The organism is Paenibacillus sp. FSL H7-0331, from assembly GCF_001956045.1.
This window is the reverse complement of the sequence record NZ_MRTH01000028.1, coordinates 1-16266: the sequence shown is the minus strand read 5'-3', so window position 1 is coordinate 16266 and position 16266 is coordinate 1. Positions and strand designations below refer to the sequence as shown.

13 protein-coding genes are annotated in these 16266 nt (G+C 46.5%); 4 read left to right on the top strand and 9 right to left on the bottom strand.

The genetic code is table 11. The annotated features are described in order from the left end of the window. On the bottom strand, positions 1 to 3696 hold the full coding sequence (locus tag BK127_RS29540) for a response regulator (RefSeq protein WP_076235773.1): 3696 nt from the start codon (positions 3694 to 3696) through the stop codon (positions 1 to 3). Between the two features lie 44 nt (positions 3697 to 3740). Next, a complete protein-coding gene (locus tag BK127_RS29535; protein ID WP_076235706.1) occupies positions 3741 to 4880 on the bottom strand; it encodes a PP2C family protein-serine/threonine phosphatase in 1140 nt (379 codons plus the stop codon). Positions 4881 to 5103: 223 nt separating this feature from the next. Here BK127_RS29535 and BK127_RS29530 point away from each other — a divergent pair, with 223 nt between their 5' ends. Then, positions 5104 to 5547, top strand: a complete 444-nt coding sequence (locus BK127_RS29530; RefSeq protein WP_076235705.1) for a YflT domain-containing protein — start codon at positions 5104 to 5106, stop codon at positions 5545 to 5547. A gap of 111 nt (positions 5548 to 5658) precedes the next feature. Here the strand turns inward: BK127_RS29530 and BK127_RS29525 are convergent, their stop codons facing one another. Then, positions 5659 to 7554 (bottom strand): S-layer homology domain-containing protein, encoded by a 1896-nt coding sequence (locus BK127_RS29525; protein ID WP_076235704.1) that lies wholly within the window; start codon positions 7552 to 7554, stop codon positions 5659 to 5661. 72 nt (positions 7555 to 7626) lie between these two features. Then, complete coding sequence (locus tag BK127_RS29520; protein ID WP_076235703.1) at positions 7627 to 8562, bottom strand: DMT family transporter; 936 nt, start codon at positions 8560 to 8562, stop codon at positions 7627 to 7629. Positions 8563 to 8702: 140 nt separating this feature from the next. Here BK127_RS29520 and BK127_RS29515 point away from each other — a divergent pair, with 140 nt between their 5' ends. Then, entirely contained in the window at positions 8703 to 10058 is a 1356-nt protein-coding gene (locus tag BK127_RS29515) for an aminotransferase-like domain-containing protein (protein WP_076235702.1), read from the top strand. A gap of 87 nt (positions 10059 to 10145) precedes the next feature. Here BK127_RS29515 and dgoD read toward each other — a convergent pair whose 3' ends face one another. Both dgoD and BK127_RS29505 read right to left on the bottom strand, forming a co-directional pair. After that, a complete protein-coding gene (gene dgoD, locus BK127_RS29510; protein ID WP_076235701.1) occupies positions 10146 to 11294 on the bottom strand; it encodes a galactonate dehydratase in 1149 nt (382 codons plus the stop codon). Next, positions 11284 to 11967: a FadR/GntR family transcriptional regulator gene (locus BK127_RS29505; RefSeq protein WP_076235700.1), complete on the bottom strand. Its 684-nt coding sequence runs from the start codon at positions 11965 to 11967 to the stop codon at positions 11284 to 11286. Before BK127_RS29505 ends, dgoD begins: the two co-directional genes overlap by 11 nt. 240 nt (positions 11968 to 12207) lie before the next feature. Between BK127_RS29505 and BK127_RS29500 the strand changes: the two genes are divergently transcribed. Both BK127_RS29500 and BK127_RS29495 read left to right on the top strand, forming a co-directional pair. After that, positions 12208 to 12936: a response regulator transcription factor gene (locus BK127_RS29500; protein WP_076235699.1), complete on the top strand. Its 729-nt coding sequence runs from the start codon at positions 12208 to 12210 to the stop codon at positions 12934 to 12936. Beyond that, positions 12933 to 14366, top strand: a complete 1434-nt coding sequence (locus BK127_RS29495) for a sensor histidine kinase (protein WP_076235698.1) — start codon at positions 12933 to 12935, stop codon at positions 14364 to 14366. Before BK127_RS29500 ends, BK127_RS29495 begins: the two co-directional genes overlap by 4 nt. A gap of 63 nt (positions 14367 to 14429) precedes the next feature. Here BK127_RS29495 and BK127_RS29490 read toward each other — a convergent pair whose 3' ends face one another. The 3 genes from BK127_RS29490 to BK127_RS29480 all read right to left on the bottom strand — a co-directional run bounded on the left by BK127_RS29490 (position 14430) and on the right by BK127_RS29480 (position 16141). Further along, entirely contained in the window at positions 14430 to 14912 is a 483-nt protein-coding gene (locus tag BK127_RS29490; protein ID WP_076235697.1) for a C40 family peptidase, read from the bottom strand. Positions 14913 to 15123: 211 nt separating this feature from the next. Then, positions 15124 to 15552, bottom strand: a complete 429-nt coding sequence (locus BK127_RS29485; RefSeq protein ID WP_076235696.1) for a chemotaxis protein CheW — start codon at positions 15550 to 15552, stop codon at positions 15124 to 15126. 19 nt (positions 15553 to 15571) lie between these two features. Continuing rightward, on the bottom strand, positions 15572 to 16141 hold the full coding sequence (locus BK127_RS29480; protein WP_179097649.1) for an HD-GYP domain-containing protein: 570 nt from the start codon (positions 16139 to 16141) through the stop codon (positions 15572 to 15574). Between the last annotated feature and the right edge of the window lie 125 nt (positions 16142 to 16266).

Below are 16266 nucleotides of genomic sequence, written 5' to 3'. Positions count from 1 at the left end.
TTATTGGCATAACCAAACACGAATTAACGAGAGCAGCTGCTCCGTATGAATCGGTTTCGTAATATAATCGGAGGCACCGGCCTGAATACATTTTTCACGATCATCCTTCATCGCCTTTGCGGTCAAAGCAATGATTGGCAGCTGTTCAAAGCCCGGTTGTTTACGAATTTGGCGCATCGCCTCATAACCGTCCATTTCCGGCATCATAATATCCATCAGCACGATGTCATAATCCGAATCTGTACGCAGCCGTTCCAGGGCTTGCTTACCGGTTTCCGCAAAATTAACGATCATGTCAAAGCCCTCCAGCAAATTGGAGAGTGCAAACACATTGCGGATATCATCATCAACCAGCAGCACTTTTTTGCCTGTAAACATCTCTTCCTTGCTGTGCAGCTTGCGCAGAATCTGCCTTTTCTCCTCAGGAAGATTATCCTCAACCCGATGTAAGAAAAGCGAGGTTTCATCCAATAATCGTTCAGGCGACCTCACATCTTTTATGATGATCGATTCCGCGTATTTTTTCAACCTTAGCTTCTCCTTTTGCTCCCATACCTGGTGTGTATAAATCACAATAGGTAGTCCACGCAGCTCAGCGGCCGATTTAATTTGATCGAGCAGCTCAAATTCTTTTAAATCGTCAGGACCCATATCAATAACCATGCAATCAAAAGACTCCCGCTGCAGACATTGCCAAGCCTCCTGACCCCCGTCTGCTGCCACAATATGTACGTCATCGTGACCGATAAGTTCCATCATATTATGCCGTTGAACGGAATCCTTGCTGACAATGAGCAGCTTGCGCGGTCCTTTCTCCAGAAAAGCTTCAATCTGGGCAAAAGCTTCCTCCAGACGATCCTTGCCGGAAGGCTTCTGCAAATAGGCAATCGCCCCCATAGCAAGCCCCTGCTGGACCTCATCGACGACTGAAATCACATGAACCGGAATATGACGCATTTCCGTATCGTTCTTTAGCTGTACGAGAATCGACCAGCCGTCTATGATTGGCAGCTGGATATCGAGCAGAATCGCATCAGGCTTGTACTGCTTTGCCAAGCGAAGTCCGGATTCCCCGTCCAGAGCTATCAATACTTTGAAGCTGCGCTCACGAGCCATATCAGCCAGTATACTGACAAAATGGACGTCATCCTCCACGAGCAGCAATACACGGTCATCTCCTCCAATGGAGTCCCGGTCATCCAGTAACAGCGGATCGGTTGTCTGAGCCAGCTGTTCCTTATGTGATGTCAGCTGCTCTTGAGCAGGCAGAGGCAGGGTTAAAGCAATAACGGGATCAGGAGAAGCCGCTTGTCGCGGTTCAGTAAAAAATGCTTCCAATTCGGCAGCAGCAGCTATTTCTCGATTCCCGATCTCGTCGCTTGGTATCGCATGATGAGGTACGTACAAGGTGAACACGCTGCCTTGTCCTTCCGTACTATCCAATTCGATTGTCCCACCAAGCAGATTGGCCAGCTGCTTACTGATCGAGAGGCCCAATCCGGTGCCGCCATACTTCCGACTTGTGGTGCCATCCGCTTGCTGAAAGGCTTCAAAGATCATGCGGCTTTTCTCAGAAGGGATGCCAATCCCCGTATCGGTTACCGAAAAGGCTAATATCGAAGGATCCTTTTCTACAGGTGCTATATGAACAGAAACGCTGCCCTCATTCGTAAATTTAAACGCGTTGGACAGCAGGTTTTTCAAAATTTGCAGCAATCGCATACTGTCCGTAAACATATGCTTAGGTGTGTGCTTATCCACTTCAAACTGAAATTTCACATTTTTCTTTCTCGATATGGGCATGAAGGCTTTCATTAATGATTCCTTTACATCACATACGAGTATATTATCGTACTGAATATCCATTCGTCCTGATTCTACCTTGGCTAAATCCAGTACATCATCAATCAACCTTAGCAAGTCTGTTCCAGAAGAAAGGATGGTCTCAGCATACTCGACTTGCCTGTTGGTCAAATTGCCTTCCTTATTCTCTTTTAACAGCTGAGATAAAATAAGCAAGCTATTCAGCGGCGTACGGAGCTCGTGTGACATATTGGCCATAAATTCCGACTTATACTTGGAGGCAAATGCCAGCTCTCGTGCCTGCTTTTCCAACGTATCCCGGGCATGTTCAATCTGGCGGTTTATTTCCTCGGTTTCCTGTATTTGTTCCTCCAACAGTCCCGTTTTCTTCCTAAGCTCATCATTGCTGTGCTCCAGATCCCGCTGCTGCTGCTGCAGCTGCTTTTCGGACATCTGCAGCGCTTCCGTCTGCTGCTCCAGCTTACAGTTGGAAGCTTGCAGCTCCTCCTGTTGAGTAAGCAGCTCCATGGATTGATTTTGCAGCTCGTCTGTCAGCATTTGCGAAATTCGCAGAAGCTCCTCCACTCGAAGCTGTCCTTTAATTCGATGAAACGTAATGGCTATAATCTCGTTCAGATGGTCCAGCAGCTGCAGTTCAAGCTCGCTCCATGGTTTGACAGCAGCGATTTCATAGACGGCAATCACCTGATCGGTATGAGTAACTGGCCGAACGGCCAGTGAAACGGTAGGAATGGTACCAAAGGCAGCCGATATTTTAATATAATCCGGGGGCACATCGCTTATTGTTATCGATTGACCGTTCTTAACCGCTTGTCCGATCAAACCTTGTCCAGGTTGAACGTGCTTTACAGTAGGGTGCTCAGGCATGGCATACGTACCTTTTAAAACAATATTACGCTCACTGCCCTCCTGCTCCACAATGTATATCGCCCCGCTCTGAGCTCCAATAATACGACATAAAGCATCGATGAACTTCTCCGATGCCTCCTCCAGCCGTTGTGTATCCTGTAATTGGGTAGATACCTCAGCGATATTGGTTTGAAGCCAAGCGCGGTCCGCGTTAAGCTTGCTCAGTGTACGCTCATTGTGAGTCGTGCCTTCCAGATCATCCGTGATAGTATTGAAAATATGAGCAATTTCTCCGAACTCGTCCGTGGTTTTTACCGCTACCCGATACGAGCCTGAGCTTCCTCCCCCATTGCCAAAGTTAGAAATAATACCTGACAGCATGCCAAGGCCACGGGTTATCCCCAGAACGATCCAGAACATAATAGCGACACTTAACAGCAAACTAACTATCGTTAGCATTCCTGTGTACATGTAGGTTTTACGACTTTCCTCCTGAGCGCTTTCCATAGCTTGAATCAAGGCATCATTCTGATACAAACTCGCTGCCGCGATACTATCCAGAAACTCCTTCTGATAGGTCAAACCGTCTTCAGATCGTAAGCTATTGGCTTGCTCTTTTTTATTGGCTCGGGCTAAATTGACGATATCATTTTTGTAATCCAGGAACTGCTTGCCTTTCTTCATCATATCCATTGCCAGTTGCTGTTCGTTCGGTCCCTTAAACAAATTCTGGATCTGCTCCATCGAATTGTTCACCTTTTGCGTAGAGGTACGAATCGCTTCAAGTATTTTGGCGTTGGAGCCCGTATCCTCATTCAAAAGCAAATTGGCCACATACTTAGCAAGCTCAGCGGTATCATTACGCAGCGTGGATGCGATTTGCACCTTCGCATAACGGTTACTGAATATTTCATTCATGCTCTTATCCAGCGTAGTTAACCGGTTAATCCCGATTCCCGCCAAAGCAAACATCAGGAGCATCAATATGCCAAAGCCAAGAAATAGCTTTGTTTTTATTTTCATCATGCGCTTCACCTTTCTTCCTGCTAACCTGATCGACACACCGGCTATCTCGCGCAGACCAGCACCATGCAAATATCATCTTCCTGCTGATCGCGAATTTCCAGCGGCAGCAGCTCGTCAACGATACAAGCCAAATCCTGTCCCGAGCAGGCCTTCAACCCTTCCGTCAGCTTCTCAATTTCATCAATACCGTCTTCTTCCAGCGCCTCCAGTAGCCCGTCCGTAAACAGAAACAGTTCGATTTCATTATCGTAAGAGAGCACACCCTTTTGAATGTCCATTTGCTCAAAAAATCCGACCGCAAAGCTGCCCTTATTGAGCTGAACAGGAGGTTTGTCCCGTTCAAACAGCAAGGCAGGGGGGTGTCCGGCATTCACATACTCAATGGTTTTGTTATGGGTATCGATCACCAAATAAATCGCTGTAAAGTAATAGCTGACCGACGAATTTTTCTTATTCAGCTGACTCATATACCGGTTTAATTCGGCAATAACCATCTCAGGAGCTACAAAGCGGGTAATCGTGTCCTGCATAACCGAGGAAATAAACATACATACGAGTGAAGAGGAAATTCCGTGGCCCATCATATCCAGCAATATGATGCCATAGCGATGATCATCCAACCGATACCAGGAATACAGATCCCCAGCCAGCTCAAATGAAGGATGATACGATGCGGATATGCTCAGCTCATCTCGATGAATCGGCTGACTCAGAACACTACTCTGTACCTGCTTCGCCAAATCCAGCTCACTGCGAATACGTGCCTCATTTTCTTTGTGCCAGTCCTTTTCAAACTTTAGGCGCAGGGCGACCCGAATTCGTGCAATCAGCTCCACCTTGTTGATAGGCTTCATAATGTAATCAATCGCTCCGGCTTCCAGAACATCAGCAAGCAGGTTCGAATCACCAACTGCCGTAACAATGATGATCGGTATATCCCGTAAGCTTTCCTGCTTCTGTATGCGCCGGCAGGCCTCAAGTCCATCCATTTCGGGCATCATCATATCCAGTAATATCAAATCAATAGAAACCTTGGGCTGGCCATCTGATTCCGCATTCAATAACGCCAGCAGTTCTATTGCCGACTCCATCTTAATGAAATGCTCGTATCCCGCACTCTTTAATATTTTCTCGATTACCATTAGGTTAACCGGGTTATCGTCTACAATTGCGATGCTCATAGTGGGTCCCCTTATTAGTTGAGTTACGTAATTAATTCTCTTTTAAGTATAACTTAGTTCTACTATGTATGTAACCTTGTGTCGGTGCATTGAATCACGTTGCTTGTTTCAATTACCATTTATAAGGTTAATGAATCTTATATTTTATCCAAGCGCTGGAAAAATTAATGAATGAAAGACTTCATGAAACCGTTTTCTTTACAAAAAAGAAAGGAGCGATATGATGAATAACAAGGTGAAATTGGTGACGCACGAGGAGCAGGCGATTATGGAGATTCGTGCTTTTCAACGGGAAGGCTATACACTGGAGGAAATTTATGTAATCGCCCATGATGATGGAACGACAGATGGTCTTAGTAAATTAATGTCAACCAATAAATTGGGTATGCATGAGCAAGGACTTACAAATACGTTTACCAATCTATTCCGTTCTCGAGGTGACCAGCTGCGTGTCAAGATGCACTCCCTTGGACTATCCAAGGAAGAGGCGGATCGATATGAGCAAGAGCTGGATAAAGGTAAAATTATGGTGATGGCATGGAATGATGACGCTGACCTGGATGGGCTGGAAACGGATTGGACAAGCCTGCGGCGAGAGGATACTGCTGTGGCAGAACGTACGCGTATCTACACAACAGAGCGTACGAGAACACGAGGAATCTGGTAATTGGGTACGATTTTAGTCATTCTTTTATAGTAGTAAACAATCAAAAGCCATTCCCTATATGCGATGATAAGGGATGGCTTTTGATATGCAGCGGCATTAAAGATTAAATGATTATTTGCCTTGATGGAGTAAACTTAACAAATTCTCCAAAGCACGGGCGGTTTCGGCACGAGTTGCAAATGCAGCAGGCGCAAAAAGACTTTCCGTACGCCCTGACAGCAACTTTAGCTCAAGTGCCGCTTCAATCGAAGAAGCAGCCCAGCCCGCGACTTGGGTCTGATCGGCAAATGATGATAGCTGCTGAATAGTTGTACCAGAACGGTTACGGACTGCTGACTGTACTTGTGAATCATATACGCGTACAAGCAGCACCGCAAGCTCCTGACGGGTTAACTGTTCATTGGGTGCAAAGTGATTCGAATCGCTGCCCTGTATCAGGCCAGCCTTCACAGCTGAAGCCACAACAGCTTGAAACCAATCGCTCTCCAACACATCGCTGAAGGGCGCAGCTGCAGGAGAAGCCGGCAAATGAAGTGCCCTTGCTAGCATAGAGGTAAACTCCGCCCGAGTCGTTTCCTGGCTTGGCCGAAAGCGCAGCGGCTCCACACCATTCACAATGCCCTCACGACTTAAGTTGTCAATCGTAGTGTAGGCCCAGTGAGACGGTGTCACATCCGCATAGCGCTGTCCCGGAACAGGCTTATGGATCGTGAACGAGTCTACGCTGCTGCCATCGCGAGCTGTCACTTTGAACGTCAAATCTGCTTTGGCAACCGTGACTGCCGAAAAAATTTGTGTGTTATCATCAAACTTAACCTTCATCCATGGGTAGTCACCCATATCATAAAACTTGGGCCCAGCCGTACCTCCAATCACATAGGTAGTGCCTTCGCCTTCTGCTACATTCTGGCCTTTATATAAAGGCCAGCTGCGCATATAGGCATGGTCATGGCCTGTTAGCACGAGATCAACACCCGCTTCGTCAAAGATCGGTGTCCACGCATCTCTAACATCAAGACTGGCGCGTGCGGCATGGCTCTGGTAAGGCGAACGATGGAACGCAACGATTTTCCATGGCAGTTCACTAGCCAACATATCCTCGCGAAGCCAGGCAGCCTGCGCCGATAAATTACCCTCACTATTGAGCACGGCCAAATGCACAGAACCGTAATCAAAAGAGTATGCCAGCTCCTTCTCCCCTGCAGGCCCATTTTGCGGTAGTTGGAACTGGGCACGGAAATTTTTCGTTCCGGTTTTCAACACATCATGATTGCCAAGTGTTGGAACCATATTGAGTCCAGGCAGCTTATCTTTGGCCGCTTCAAACCAGCGTTCCCAATGTGCCTGCGAGTAACCAACATCGACAATATCACCGGAAAGCAGCAGGAAACGTGAATCTGGCTGTTGGTCGAGCGCCTTATTCAGCATTTCGCCCCAAACACCATAACCGCTAACGCTCGTTGGATCGGCCGCAGCCTGTGTATCAGACACAAATAAAAAAGTAAATGGCTGCTGCTCCTCAGGTGCCGTTACAAATTGAAAGGGACCGCTCCACTCCCCATCCTTACCACTTCCCACACGATACGTATAGGATACACCCGGCTGCAAATCAACAGCCTCAGCCTCATGCATCAGCATTTCACCCACGTCGGAGAGAAACGGCACCTCCGTACCTGTAATGTGTTGAGCGCTTTGGGAAGGAAAGCCGCTATAATCGGAGGTTTGCATATATTCGACAACTGTTCCCAACCGTCCCTGTGCCGTACGCCAAGTAAAGCTTTGGGTAGTTTTGGGATCATGCTGCCAGGTCAGATTAAGATGCTCTGGAAGCTTCGTTCCGATTCCGACCGCCTGGACCCTGTTCGGTATTTTGAGCGCCAAAAATATAAGTAAGAGCACAACCGCTAACAGCAGTAAGCCGATAACGCCCTTCCAGCTGTTATTCATGGGTAAGCGTTCCGTTTTTACCAGACGGTTAGCAGGTTTTAGATGATTTGGCTCTCGCATACATGCCCCCCTTTTCGGTTCTGAATCGGTTTTCCTATTTATTACCACTACTTTCCTATTACCACTAAAAGGTTATATAGAAACCTTGTTAGTAGCAGCTGGCTTCGCAGCCCGTCTCCAATTGGTACCGATAACTCCGGCAATGATGGCGGCGCCCCCGATCATCGTATCCAATGTCAGCTGCTCCTGCAAAAAAATAATCCCACTCGTCACGGTAACCAGCGTCGATACATTGTTAAATACACTCATCTTGGAAGCCTCCATCTTCGACAACGCATAATTGGATAGAAACGAAGAGACCAAGGAAGCCATCACACCCAAATAAAGAATCGAGCCTACGAACCACATATTCGTAAAAGGCTCGAAATATTGCCCCAATGTCCCGTTTTCTACATGACGTACAATATTCATACCATTAAAGAATACAAAGCCGATAGCTGTCATCGTATAAGTGATGCTCGTCGCACTAATATTTCGCAGCAGTTTTCTGGCAAGCACCCCATAGCCGGCCAAAGAAATCGCGGAGGCCAGTATCAGCATGTTCCCTTGAAACCCACCGGATTGCCAATGAATCCCCTTGGACACAAACAAATAAGCGACACCTGCAACGGATAGCAGGGTTGATAGCTTTTGACGCATACCCGGGCGTTCCTTTAGCCAATACATCGCCATTAACAGCGTAAAAATAGGGACGGTCGCCTGAATGATTCCCGCCTCGGATGATGACGTATCGACCATTCCATAAGTTTGAAACGTAAAGAACAGTACCGGATAGATTGCAACCAAGGGTACAATGGCCATAACTTCTTTAAGCTTGATGTTTAAGCGAAACCAGCCAAACAGCACCAGAATCGAAGCTGCCGCGAACGATATCGTAAAGCGGTGTGCTAGCAAGTCCACAGGATGTGCAGATTCCAGTGCCAACTTGACAAATAAATACGAGCAGCCTATGATGCAGGCGTAAAGAGCCGCGGCTACATAAGCGATTTGATTCGGTTTGTTGTTCATTTCCCATTCTTCTCTCTGTACGCATGCAGTACATTGGATTTATCGGCCGTTATGGCTTCATAGTAACCGGAAATCAGCTGTGCTACAATGATCAAAACAACGATCTGTACCGATACAGATTATCACGGAGGAGTGACAAGATGCTAAAGTATGGGCTGCTGTTGAATGAATTGGAGGCATTGATCAAGAGCCATCCATATAAAGAAGGGGACAAGCTTCCCTCCATTCGCACGCTGTCGGAGCAATATGGCTATAGCAAAAGCACCGTCATCAAGGCGATGGATGAGCTTGAGAAGCGGCATCGAATTTATTCGATACCGAAGAGCGGTTATTATGTAGTAAAGCGTACGGTAAATGTGGAACAGGAGGAACCGACTCAAATCGATTTTGCTGGGGCCGCTCCGGATTCCGAAATTTTCCCCTATCTGGATTTCCAGCATTGCATCAATAAAGCTATCGATACGTACAAAAACGATCTGTTCGTATACGGCACTTCCAAGGGTCTGCCCTCTCTCATCCAGGTTGTTCATAAACAGCTGGCGAATTATCAGGTATTTACAAGTCAAAGCCGACTTTTCATTGTTTCTGGCGTACAGCAGGCCTTATCCATACTGACCTCGCTGCCTTTTCCAAATCGAAAACAGACGATTTTGATCGAACAGCCCAGCTATCATTTGTTTATTGAGCATCTGACAACGCATCAAATTCCGGTTATCGGCATCACAAGAACTGCTCAAGGCATTGATTTGCAGGAGCTGGAGACGTTGTTCCGCACTGCAGATATCAAGTTCTTTTATACAATGCCTCGATTTCAGAACCCACTTGGTAACTCCTACAGCAAAGAGGACAAAATCGCTATTGTCGAGCTGGCTCGCAAATATGATGTGTACATTGTAGAGGATGATTATTTAGCTGATTTGGAGCAGGACAGCAAGGCTGATCCTTTATATGCATATGATACCACGGAACATGTGATTTATTTGAAAAGCTATTCCAAAATTATTTTCCCCGGCTTACGTATCGGTATCGCCGTCATTCCCGAAGTATTGTCGGACCTATTCAATCGTTATAAGCGGCTGCTAGATATCGACAGCTCCATGCTATCACAGGGCGCGCTTGAGATTTATCTCAAAAGCGGGATGTTCGAAAGGCACAAGCAGCACATCAGCTCCTCTTATGGACAGCGGGCCCGGCTGCTAGCTGATACCTTGCTGCGGTATTGTGATCATCTTTATCCGGATTTGTTTAGCTTTACCCAAACCAAGCAACCATGCATTCATACCCATATCGTGCTGAACGGCTCGATTTCCGTTTCCAAGCTCGCGGCTCAGCTAAAGCCACATTCCGTTATCATCGAAGCAATTGACAAGCATTTTCTACCTCACTTTCCCAAAGCACCAATCCTGAAGCTGAATGTTTCCAATGTGAAGGATTCTGCGATTGAACAAGGGATAGGTATTATGATTAAGTGCCTGATTACTGCCACAAAAGCTTGATTCTCAATATGTGCAGTCGAATCACTGTTTAAACCCAAAAAGAGCTGTGCGCAAACACAGCTCTTCAGGAGTCAATTCATCAGCTTCCTACCACTCCGTAACAACGCCATCCTCATTACGCCATACCGGATTGCGCCATTGATGACCGATAGCAGCCATTTCGCGTACCTTCGCCTCATCAATTTCAATGCCCAGCCCCGGTTTGGTCAGCCGCTTTACAAAACCACCTTCGTAATCGAATACTCCCGGATCAACCAAATAGTCCAACAGATCAGATCCTTGATTGTAGTGGATGCCCAGGCTTTGTTCCTGAATAAAAGCATTCGGGGTGCAGAAATCCAACTGCAGCGAGGACGCCAATGCAATTGGCCCAAGTGGACAATGCGGGGCAACTGCCACGTCAAAAGCCTCTGCCATCGCTGCGATTTTGCGAACCTCCCAAATGCCCCCGGCATGACTCAAGTCAGGCTGAATGATGTCAACGCCACCATGTGTCAGCAGACGTTTGAAGTCCCAACGCGTATACATCCGTTCACCTGTTGCAATCGGTACGCTGGAGCCTTTTGTAATTTCATGTATGACCTCATAATTTTCAGCTAATACCGGCTCTTCGATGAACATCGGTTTGAACGGTTCCATCTCCTTGATCAGCACCTTGGCCATCGTCTTATGTACGCGTCCGTGCAAGTCGACACCGATTCCGTTACTATTGCCAATAGCTGAGCGAACAGCAGCCAAACGCTCCACCGCTTCCTCAATTTTGGCCGGAGAATCAATCCACTCCATCTCGGAGGTACCATTCATTTTAATAGCTGTATAGCCCTGAGCAATCTTTTCCTTCGCAGCTTCCGCTACATCGGATGGCTTATCGCCGCCAATCCATGCATACACACGCATCTTGTCGCGAACAGGACCCCCAAGTAAATCATAGACAGGTACACCCAGCTTTTTCCCTTTGATATCCCACAAAGCCTGCTCGATCCCCGAAATAGCACTGCTCAGGATCGGACCGCCTCTATAAAAGCCGCCGCGATACAGCACCTGCCACAAATCTTCAATATTTCCCGGGTCCTTGCCAATCAAATATTCACTCATTTCCTCTACGGCCGTCCGCACGGTATCAGCCTTACCCTCAACGACCGGTTCACCCCAGCCGACAATTCCGTCATCGGTCGTAATTTTCAAAAACAGCCAACGCGGCGGTACTTTAAACAGTTCCATCGATTTAATTTTCATCTTTAATCTCTCCCTTATGAAATTCAGTTAGCATATCTTCCAAATGGCATTTCATCAAAGCTCGAGCCTGTGTCGGGTTGCGTTGTATAATCGCCTGCGCGATCAAATAATGAAATGAAGACGCTTTCTCATTCATCCCCTGCCATTTCATCGATTTACGTCGGCTGTCCACTAACAAGTCACTCATCCGATCCAGCATATGGTACATAATCTCGTTGTGCGAGGCTTTGGCGATTTGATCGTGAAACTCCATATCTTCCTTTAGAAAATCACGTTTTTTTTCCACCTTGCGCTTCATCGTCTCAGCCGTCACCATAATAGCTTCCGCTTCCTCCTGGGTAGCTTTGTCGGCAGCCATCGCGGCAAGCTCCGGCTCTATGATCAACCGCGCTTCCGTTAGCTGCAGCATAGTCGCCCGCTCCAGAAAGTCCAATCGATGCTCCGGTGTTTCCGTCAGCTCACTTTCCACATAGGTGCCGCGGCCCTGCTCAATTCGTAAAATTTTTTGCTTACCGAGAATACGGACCGCTTCACGAACCGATGAAATACCTACACCCAGCTCAGCCGAAAGCTGCTCTAGCGGCGGCAGCTGCTCACCCTGCTTCCAATGCCCTTCCTTGATGTTCCGTTTGATCTCATCGTAGACGGTTTCATACGTTAACTTCTTGTTCACCGGCTCACCTGCACTTCATTTTTTTGAAAATTCATATGATGTATTATTAATATATTACAATTCATATGATGTTTCAAGCTATTTTTTGCCTTAGCTCCCAGTCCTTCGATATACAAATTTCAACCTGGCTTCGTGACGAACCGAGCACTAACCTCATTCCATCGCTTGTCCTTCATATTTTTCGCTTCCAAGCCGCATACTACATGTACAATACATACCAAGCATGGGCGGGTGAACAGCTTGAAGCACAGCATTTTGGTCATTGAAGACGAGATTAAAATTGCACGGGTCCTGCAGCTCGAACTTGAGCATGAAGGCTACTCGGTGCATTGCGCCAAAAATGGCAGAGATGGACTGGATGCTGCGCTGGAACAAAATTGGGATCTCATTTTACTAGATATCATGCTTCCAAAGCTTAATGGGCTTGAAGTGCTCAGGCGCATTCGACAACAAGGCATTCAAATCCCGATTATCCTGCTAACGGCACGGGATACGGTTCCCGACCGCGTCAGTGGTCTGGATCAGGGAGCCAATGACTATATGACGAAGCCATTTGCCATTGAGGAGCTGCTGGCACGTGTTCGCAATCTGCTGCGTATGTCCGCAGTAAGCCTTCAATCGCAGCCTACCGATACGGGTAGTGATGGTGCTCACGGAGATGAAATTCATATAGATGGCTTAAGCATGAATATACGTACCCGACAGGTGAAACGGGAATCACAATCCATTGAGCTTACAACCAAAGAATTTGATCTGCTCTATTACTTGGCAAGCCGACCTGGGGAAGTGATGTCCCGTGAACAAATTTTATCACAGGTATGGGGGTATGAATTTATTGGGGATACGAATGTAGTGGATGTGTACATCCGGTACTTAAGACAGAAGATCGATCAGGGCTTTCACAACAAACTGATCCATACGCTTCGTGGTGTCGGCTATCTGGTCAAAGATGGTGAGACACCCAAGTGAAACTGCGCACAAAAATAACACTGCTGATTGCTTTTTCCTTGCTGCTGGTTTTGCTACTCTTCAATGTGATTACCTACATCACGGTCGTCAACATGACAACCCAAAATGAAATCCGCCTTCTATGGGAAGCTGCTCAGCCCATCATGTCGCAGCCAGGGTTATACAACCCTGAACGTTGGAATCGTGTTGGCTGGCTTCGGCCTTTTCTTACGCCACAGTCCATGATCCGGATTATCGATACGAATTCATTAGTACAGGCTGATCTACATTCTGAGGATCAGCTGACCCAAATACCGGCAACCTTCAGCTCCCGTGGTTTTGCCAAAACAATCAAAACAGCCAATACGCTGATCGTTTACATTCAAACTCCCATCATCGATGAAAATAACATAACCTTGGGAGCACTCCAGATGGGGCGTGAATTGGATACTCTGGATGAGTATTTGCGTGTGCTTATTACTGTACTCATGTTTACAACACTTGGGGCGGCTTTCTTTTCCTTAATGAGCGGGATGTATTACACAAGAGTCATTTTGCGGCCGATACATCGTCTCGCGTTCATTATGGAGGTCAACCAACAGAACGGCGTGTTCATGCAGATGGCAGTCCCTCCTAATGGGCAACAGGATGAGCTTGGACAATTGGTTCACACTTTCAATACGATGATCGGCAAGCTTGAGCACAACTTCAATCGGCAAAAGCAGTTTCTGGCCGATGCATCCCATGAGCTGAAAACACCTCTGACCATTATTGAAAGTTATGCCGATCTCTTGAAACGATGGGGTGGTAACGATACCGCGCTCCGAGAAGAAGCTATCGAAGCGATTCAATCCGAAGCAGCCCGACTGCGCAACCTAACCCAGTCCCTGTTAACACTTGCCAATACGGAAGCGGAAGGCCAAAAGCTCTGGCAAACCTTCGACTTGACCGAGCTTGTGCGCACAACAGCAGCAGCACTTCAGCAGGCGTTTCATCGATCCATTCTAGTAGAATGCGAGCAGCCAAATATTCCCCTATACGGAGATTCTGGACAAATCAAACAATTGCTCATTATTCTGCTCGATAATGCGATTAAATACAGCCAAAAGCCGGTCCGTATCAATATGATCAAGGATCAGCGGGATGAGCATATCATTGTGCTGCAGGTTATTGACCAAGGGATCGGTGTAGAAATCACGGAGATCCCGCGACTCTTTGATCGCTTCTATCGCGTCGATCAAGACAGAAGCCGTGAAACCGGGGGTAGCGGCTTGGGGCTTGCTATTGCCCGCAATATCGTCCGGCTCCATAAAGGAACCGTCACCATTACAAGCTCAATCGGTGCCGGAACTCAGGTGACCGTGAAGCTGCCTCTCCGATACGATACGCAGGTTTTAGACACGCCAGAATTTCACGCCAAAAACTCTCCATCGCAAGGGACGGAGAGTTAAATGGCGGCAGAAATATTGATTTTGAAGCTGCTTACTTAGCCTACAACTAACAGCTTGTCCAGCTTAAAGTACTCTGCGTGCCGTCTTATATTTAGATTTCCAGAAGGCGTTGTTCATATTCGATATCGTAACACCCGGTTTGCCATACGTATGCAGCACTTTGCCGTTACCGATATAGATCCCAACATGATGGATTGGGGAATAGAAGAATACCAAATCACCCGGCTTCAATTGACTCTTAGGCACATAGGTACCTACTTTTGATTGCTGCTGGCTTGTACGCGGAAGATGAATTCCGTACTTGGCAAATACAAATTGCGTGAACGTTGAACAATCGAAGTTACGGGTCTGTCCCGATGTCGCACCAAACTTGTAAGGTACACCCATATATTTTTTACCTGTAGCAATTATCGAATTAGCTTTGGATGCGCTGTACGCGTATGCTGTATTCGACGGAATCATTGCAGATACCGAGAATAACATGGATAAGCTGACTGTAGTGGCGATCAATGTTTTACCGATGTGCTGCTTGTTCAAAATTTTCATTTGTATTCCCTCCTGTTTTTAACAAAAAATTGAATACTTAGTGGGCTTTTCCCTGTCATGCAACGAGTATAACACGCAAAAAAAAGCCAGCATCTACCAAGGGCTTAACGATCCCTTGCTGCTTCTGGCTTTCAATCACTCTATTAGAATCAGATAAGAAAATTTTAATCTTCAGGGGGTTGACAGTTCAAATGTCTGTACTGCTTGCGATTTACGCATGTGCAACAATCTCATTCATGTTCAAAACACCAACCGGCACACCATCACGATTCGTAGTTCCTTTAAAATAAGTACCTTTTACAGTGCCTAATTTATCCCGCACAGGCTGTATATTCTCATAGACCGACACTTTGTTTACCTGATCGACGATAAAGCCTATGGATTCACGATGATGCTTGTGAATAATAATACGCGTGGCTGGGGTAAACACCTCTTCTGTCATACCAAAGAGGGTACGCAAACTAATAACTGGTATGGCTTTTTCACGTAAATATATAAATCCTCGTAAATAGGAATTGTCTTCAGGAGTATCGAAAATGGTCTGCATTTTGATAATCTTATCCACCTCTTGAGTGGCTAGTGCATAATAAGCCTTACCCAGCACGATTTCAATATATTGCTCTTGTAAAAGTATGCTCATCTTGTCATCTCCGGAAGAATTATTTAGGATCATTGCGGGAACCCAAAGGCTCCAGATGAAACAGTTGGATAAAAATACGCACATAATGTTCATCAAATTGCTGGCCAGCATGCAATAGCAGTTGATTCGTTGCTTCTCCGACTGACATGCCTTGTCGATATGGACGATTCGAAACCATACAATCAAACGCGTCAATAATCGCACAAATTCGAGCAAAATCTGGTATATTGCGTCCGCTTATACCAGTGGGGTAACCTTTGCCATTCCAACGCTCGTGATGAAATTGGACAATTTCTATGATCTCTTTATCCAGATGTCTATACTCTTGCAATAGCTTGGCACCTATGCTCGGATGAAGCTTCATCAAATCCCACTCATGCGGCGCCAATGCAGATGTTTTGTTCAATATCTCTACAGGAATACGCAGCTTGCCGATATCATGTAAAAAACAGCCAGTTACCAAATGATTGGTTTGTCGTTCATTCAGATTTAAACCGCGGGCCATCACTTTGGCCAATGAGGAGACTCTGACACTGTGGTCGTATGTGAGGCTGTCCTTGTCCATCAGTTGATTCATTTCATCAATCATCAACGTGTATTGCATTTGACATTTTGCACCACCCTCCAACAAAATACGACACACATTTACATATTTCCTACTGGTGGGGGATTACACTCCCTCCAGTCATGTCGTACAATAACTGTTGTGCGACA

Excerpts from the sequence above, each read along its gene's own strand:
- BK127_RS29540 (WP_076235773.1), bottom strand. The coding sequence starts at position 3,696 with ATGAAAATAAAAACAAAGCTATTTCTTGGCTTTGGCATATTGATGCTC.
- BK127_RS29535 (WP_076235706.1), bottom strand. The coding sequence starts at position 4,880 with ATGAGCATCGCAATTGTAGACGATAACCCGGTTAACCTAATGGTAATC.
- BK127_RS29530 (WP_076235705.1), top strand. The coding sequence starts at position 5,104 with ATGAATAACAAGGTGAAATTGGTGACGCACGAGGAGCAGGCGATTATG.
- BK127_RS29525 (WP_076235704.1), bottom strand. The coding sequence starts at position 7,554 with ATGCGAGAGCCAAATCATCTAAAACCTGCTAACCGTCTGGTAAAAACG.
- BK127_RS29520 (WP_076235703.1), bottom strand. The coding sequence starts at position 8,562 with ATGAACAACAAACCGAATCAAATCGCTTATGTAGCCGCGGCTCTTTAC.
- BK127_RS29515 (WP_076235702.1), top strand. The coding sequence starts at position 8,703 with ATGCTAAAGTATGGGCTGCTGTTGAATGAATTGGAGGCATTGATCAAG.
- dgoD (WP_076235701.1), bottom strand. The coding sequence starts at position 11,294 with ATGAAAATTAAATCGATGGAACTGTTTAAAGTACCGCCGCGTTGGCTG.
- BK127_RS29490 (WP_076235697.1), bottom strand. The coding sequence starts at position 14,912 with ATGAAAATTTTGAACAAGCAGCACATCGGTAAAACATTGATCGCCACT.
- BK127_RS29485 (WP_076235696.1), bottom strand. The coding sequence starts at position 15,552 with ATGAGCATACTTTTACAAGAGCAATATATTGAAATCGTGCTGGGTAAG.
- BK127_RS29480 (WP_179097649.1), bottom strand. The coding sequence starts at position 16,141 with ATGATTGATGAAATGAATCAACTGATGGACAAGGACAGCCTCACATAC.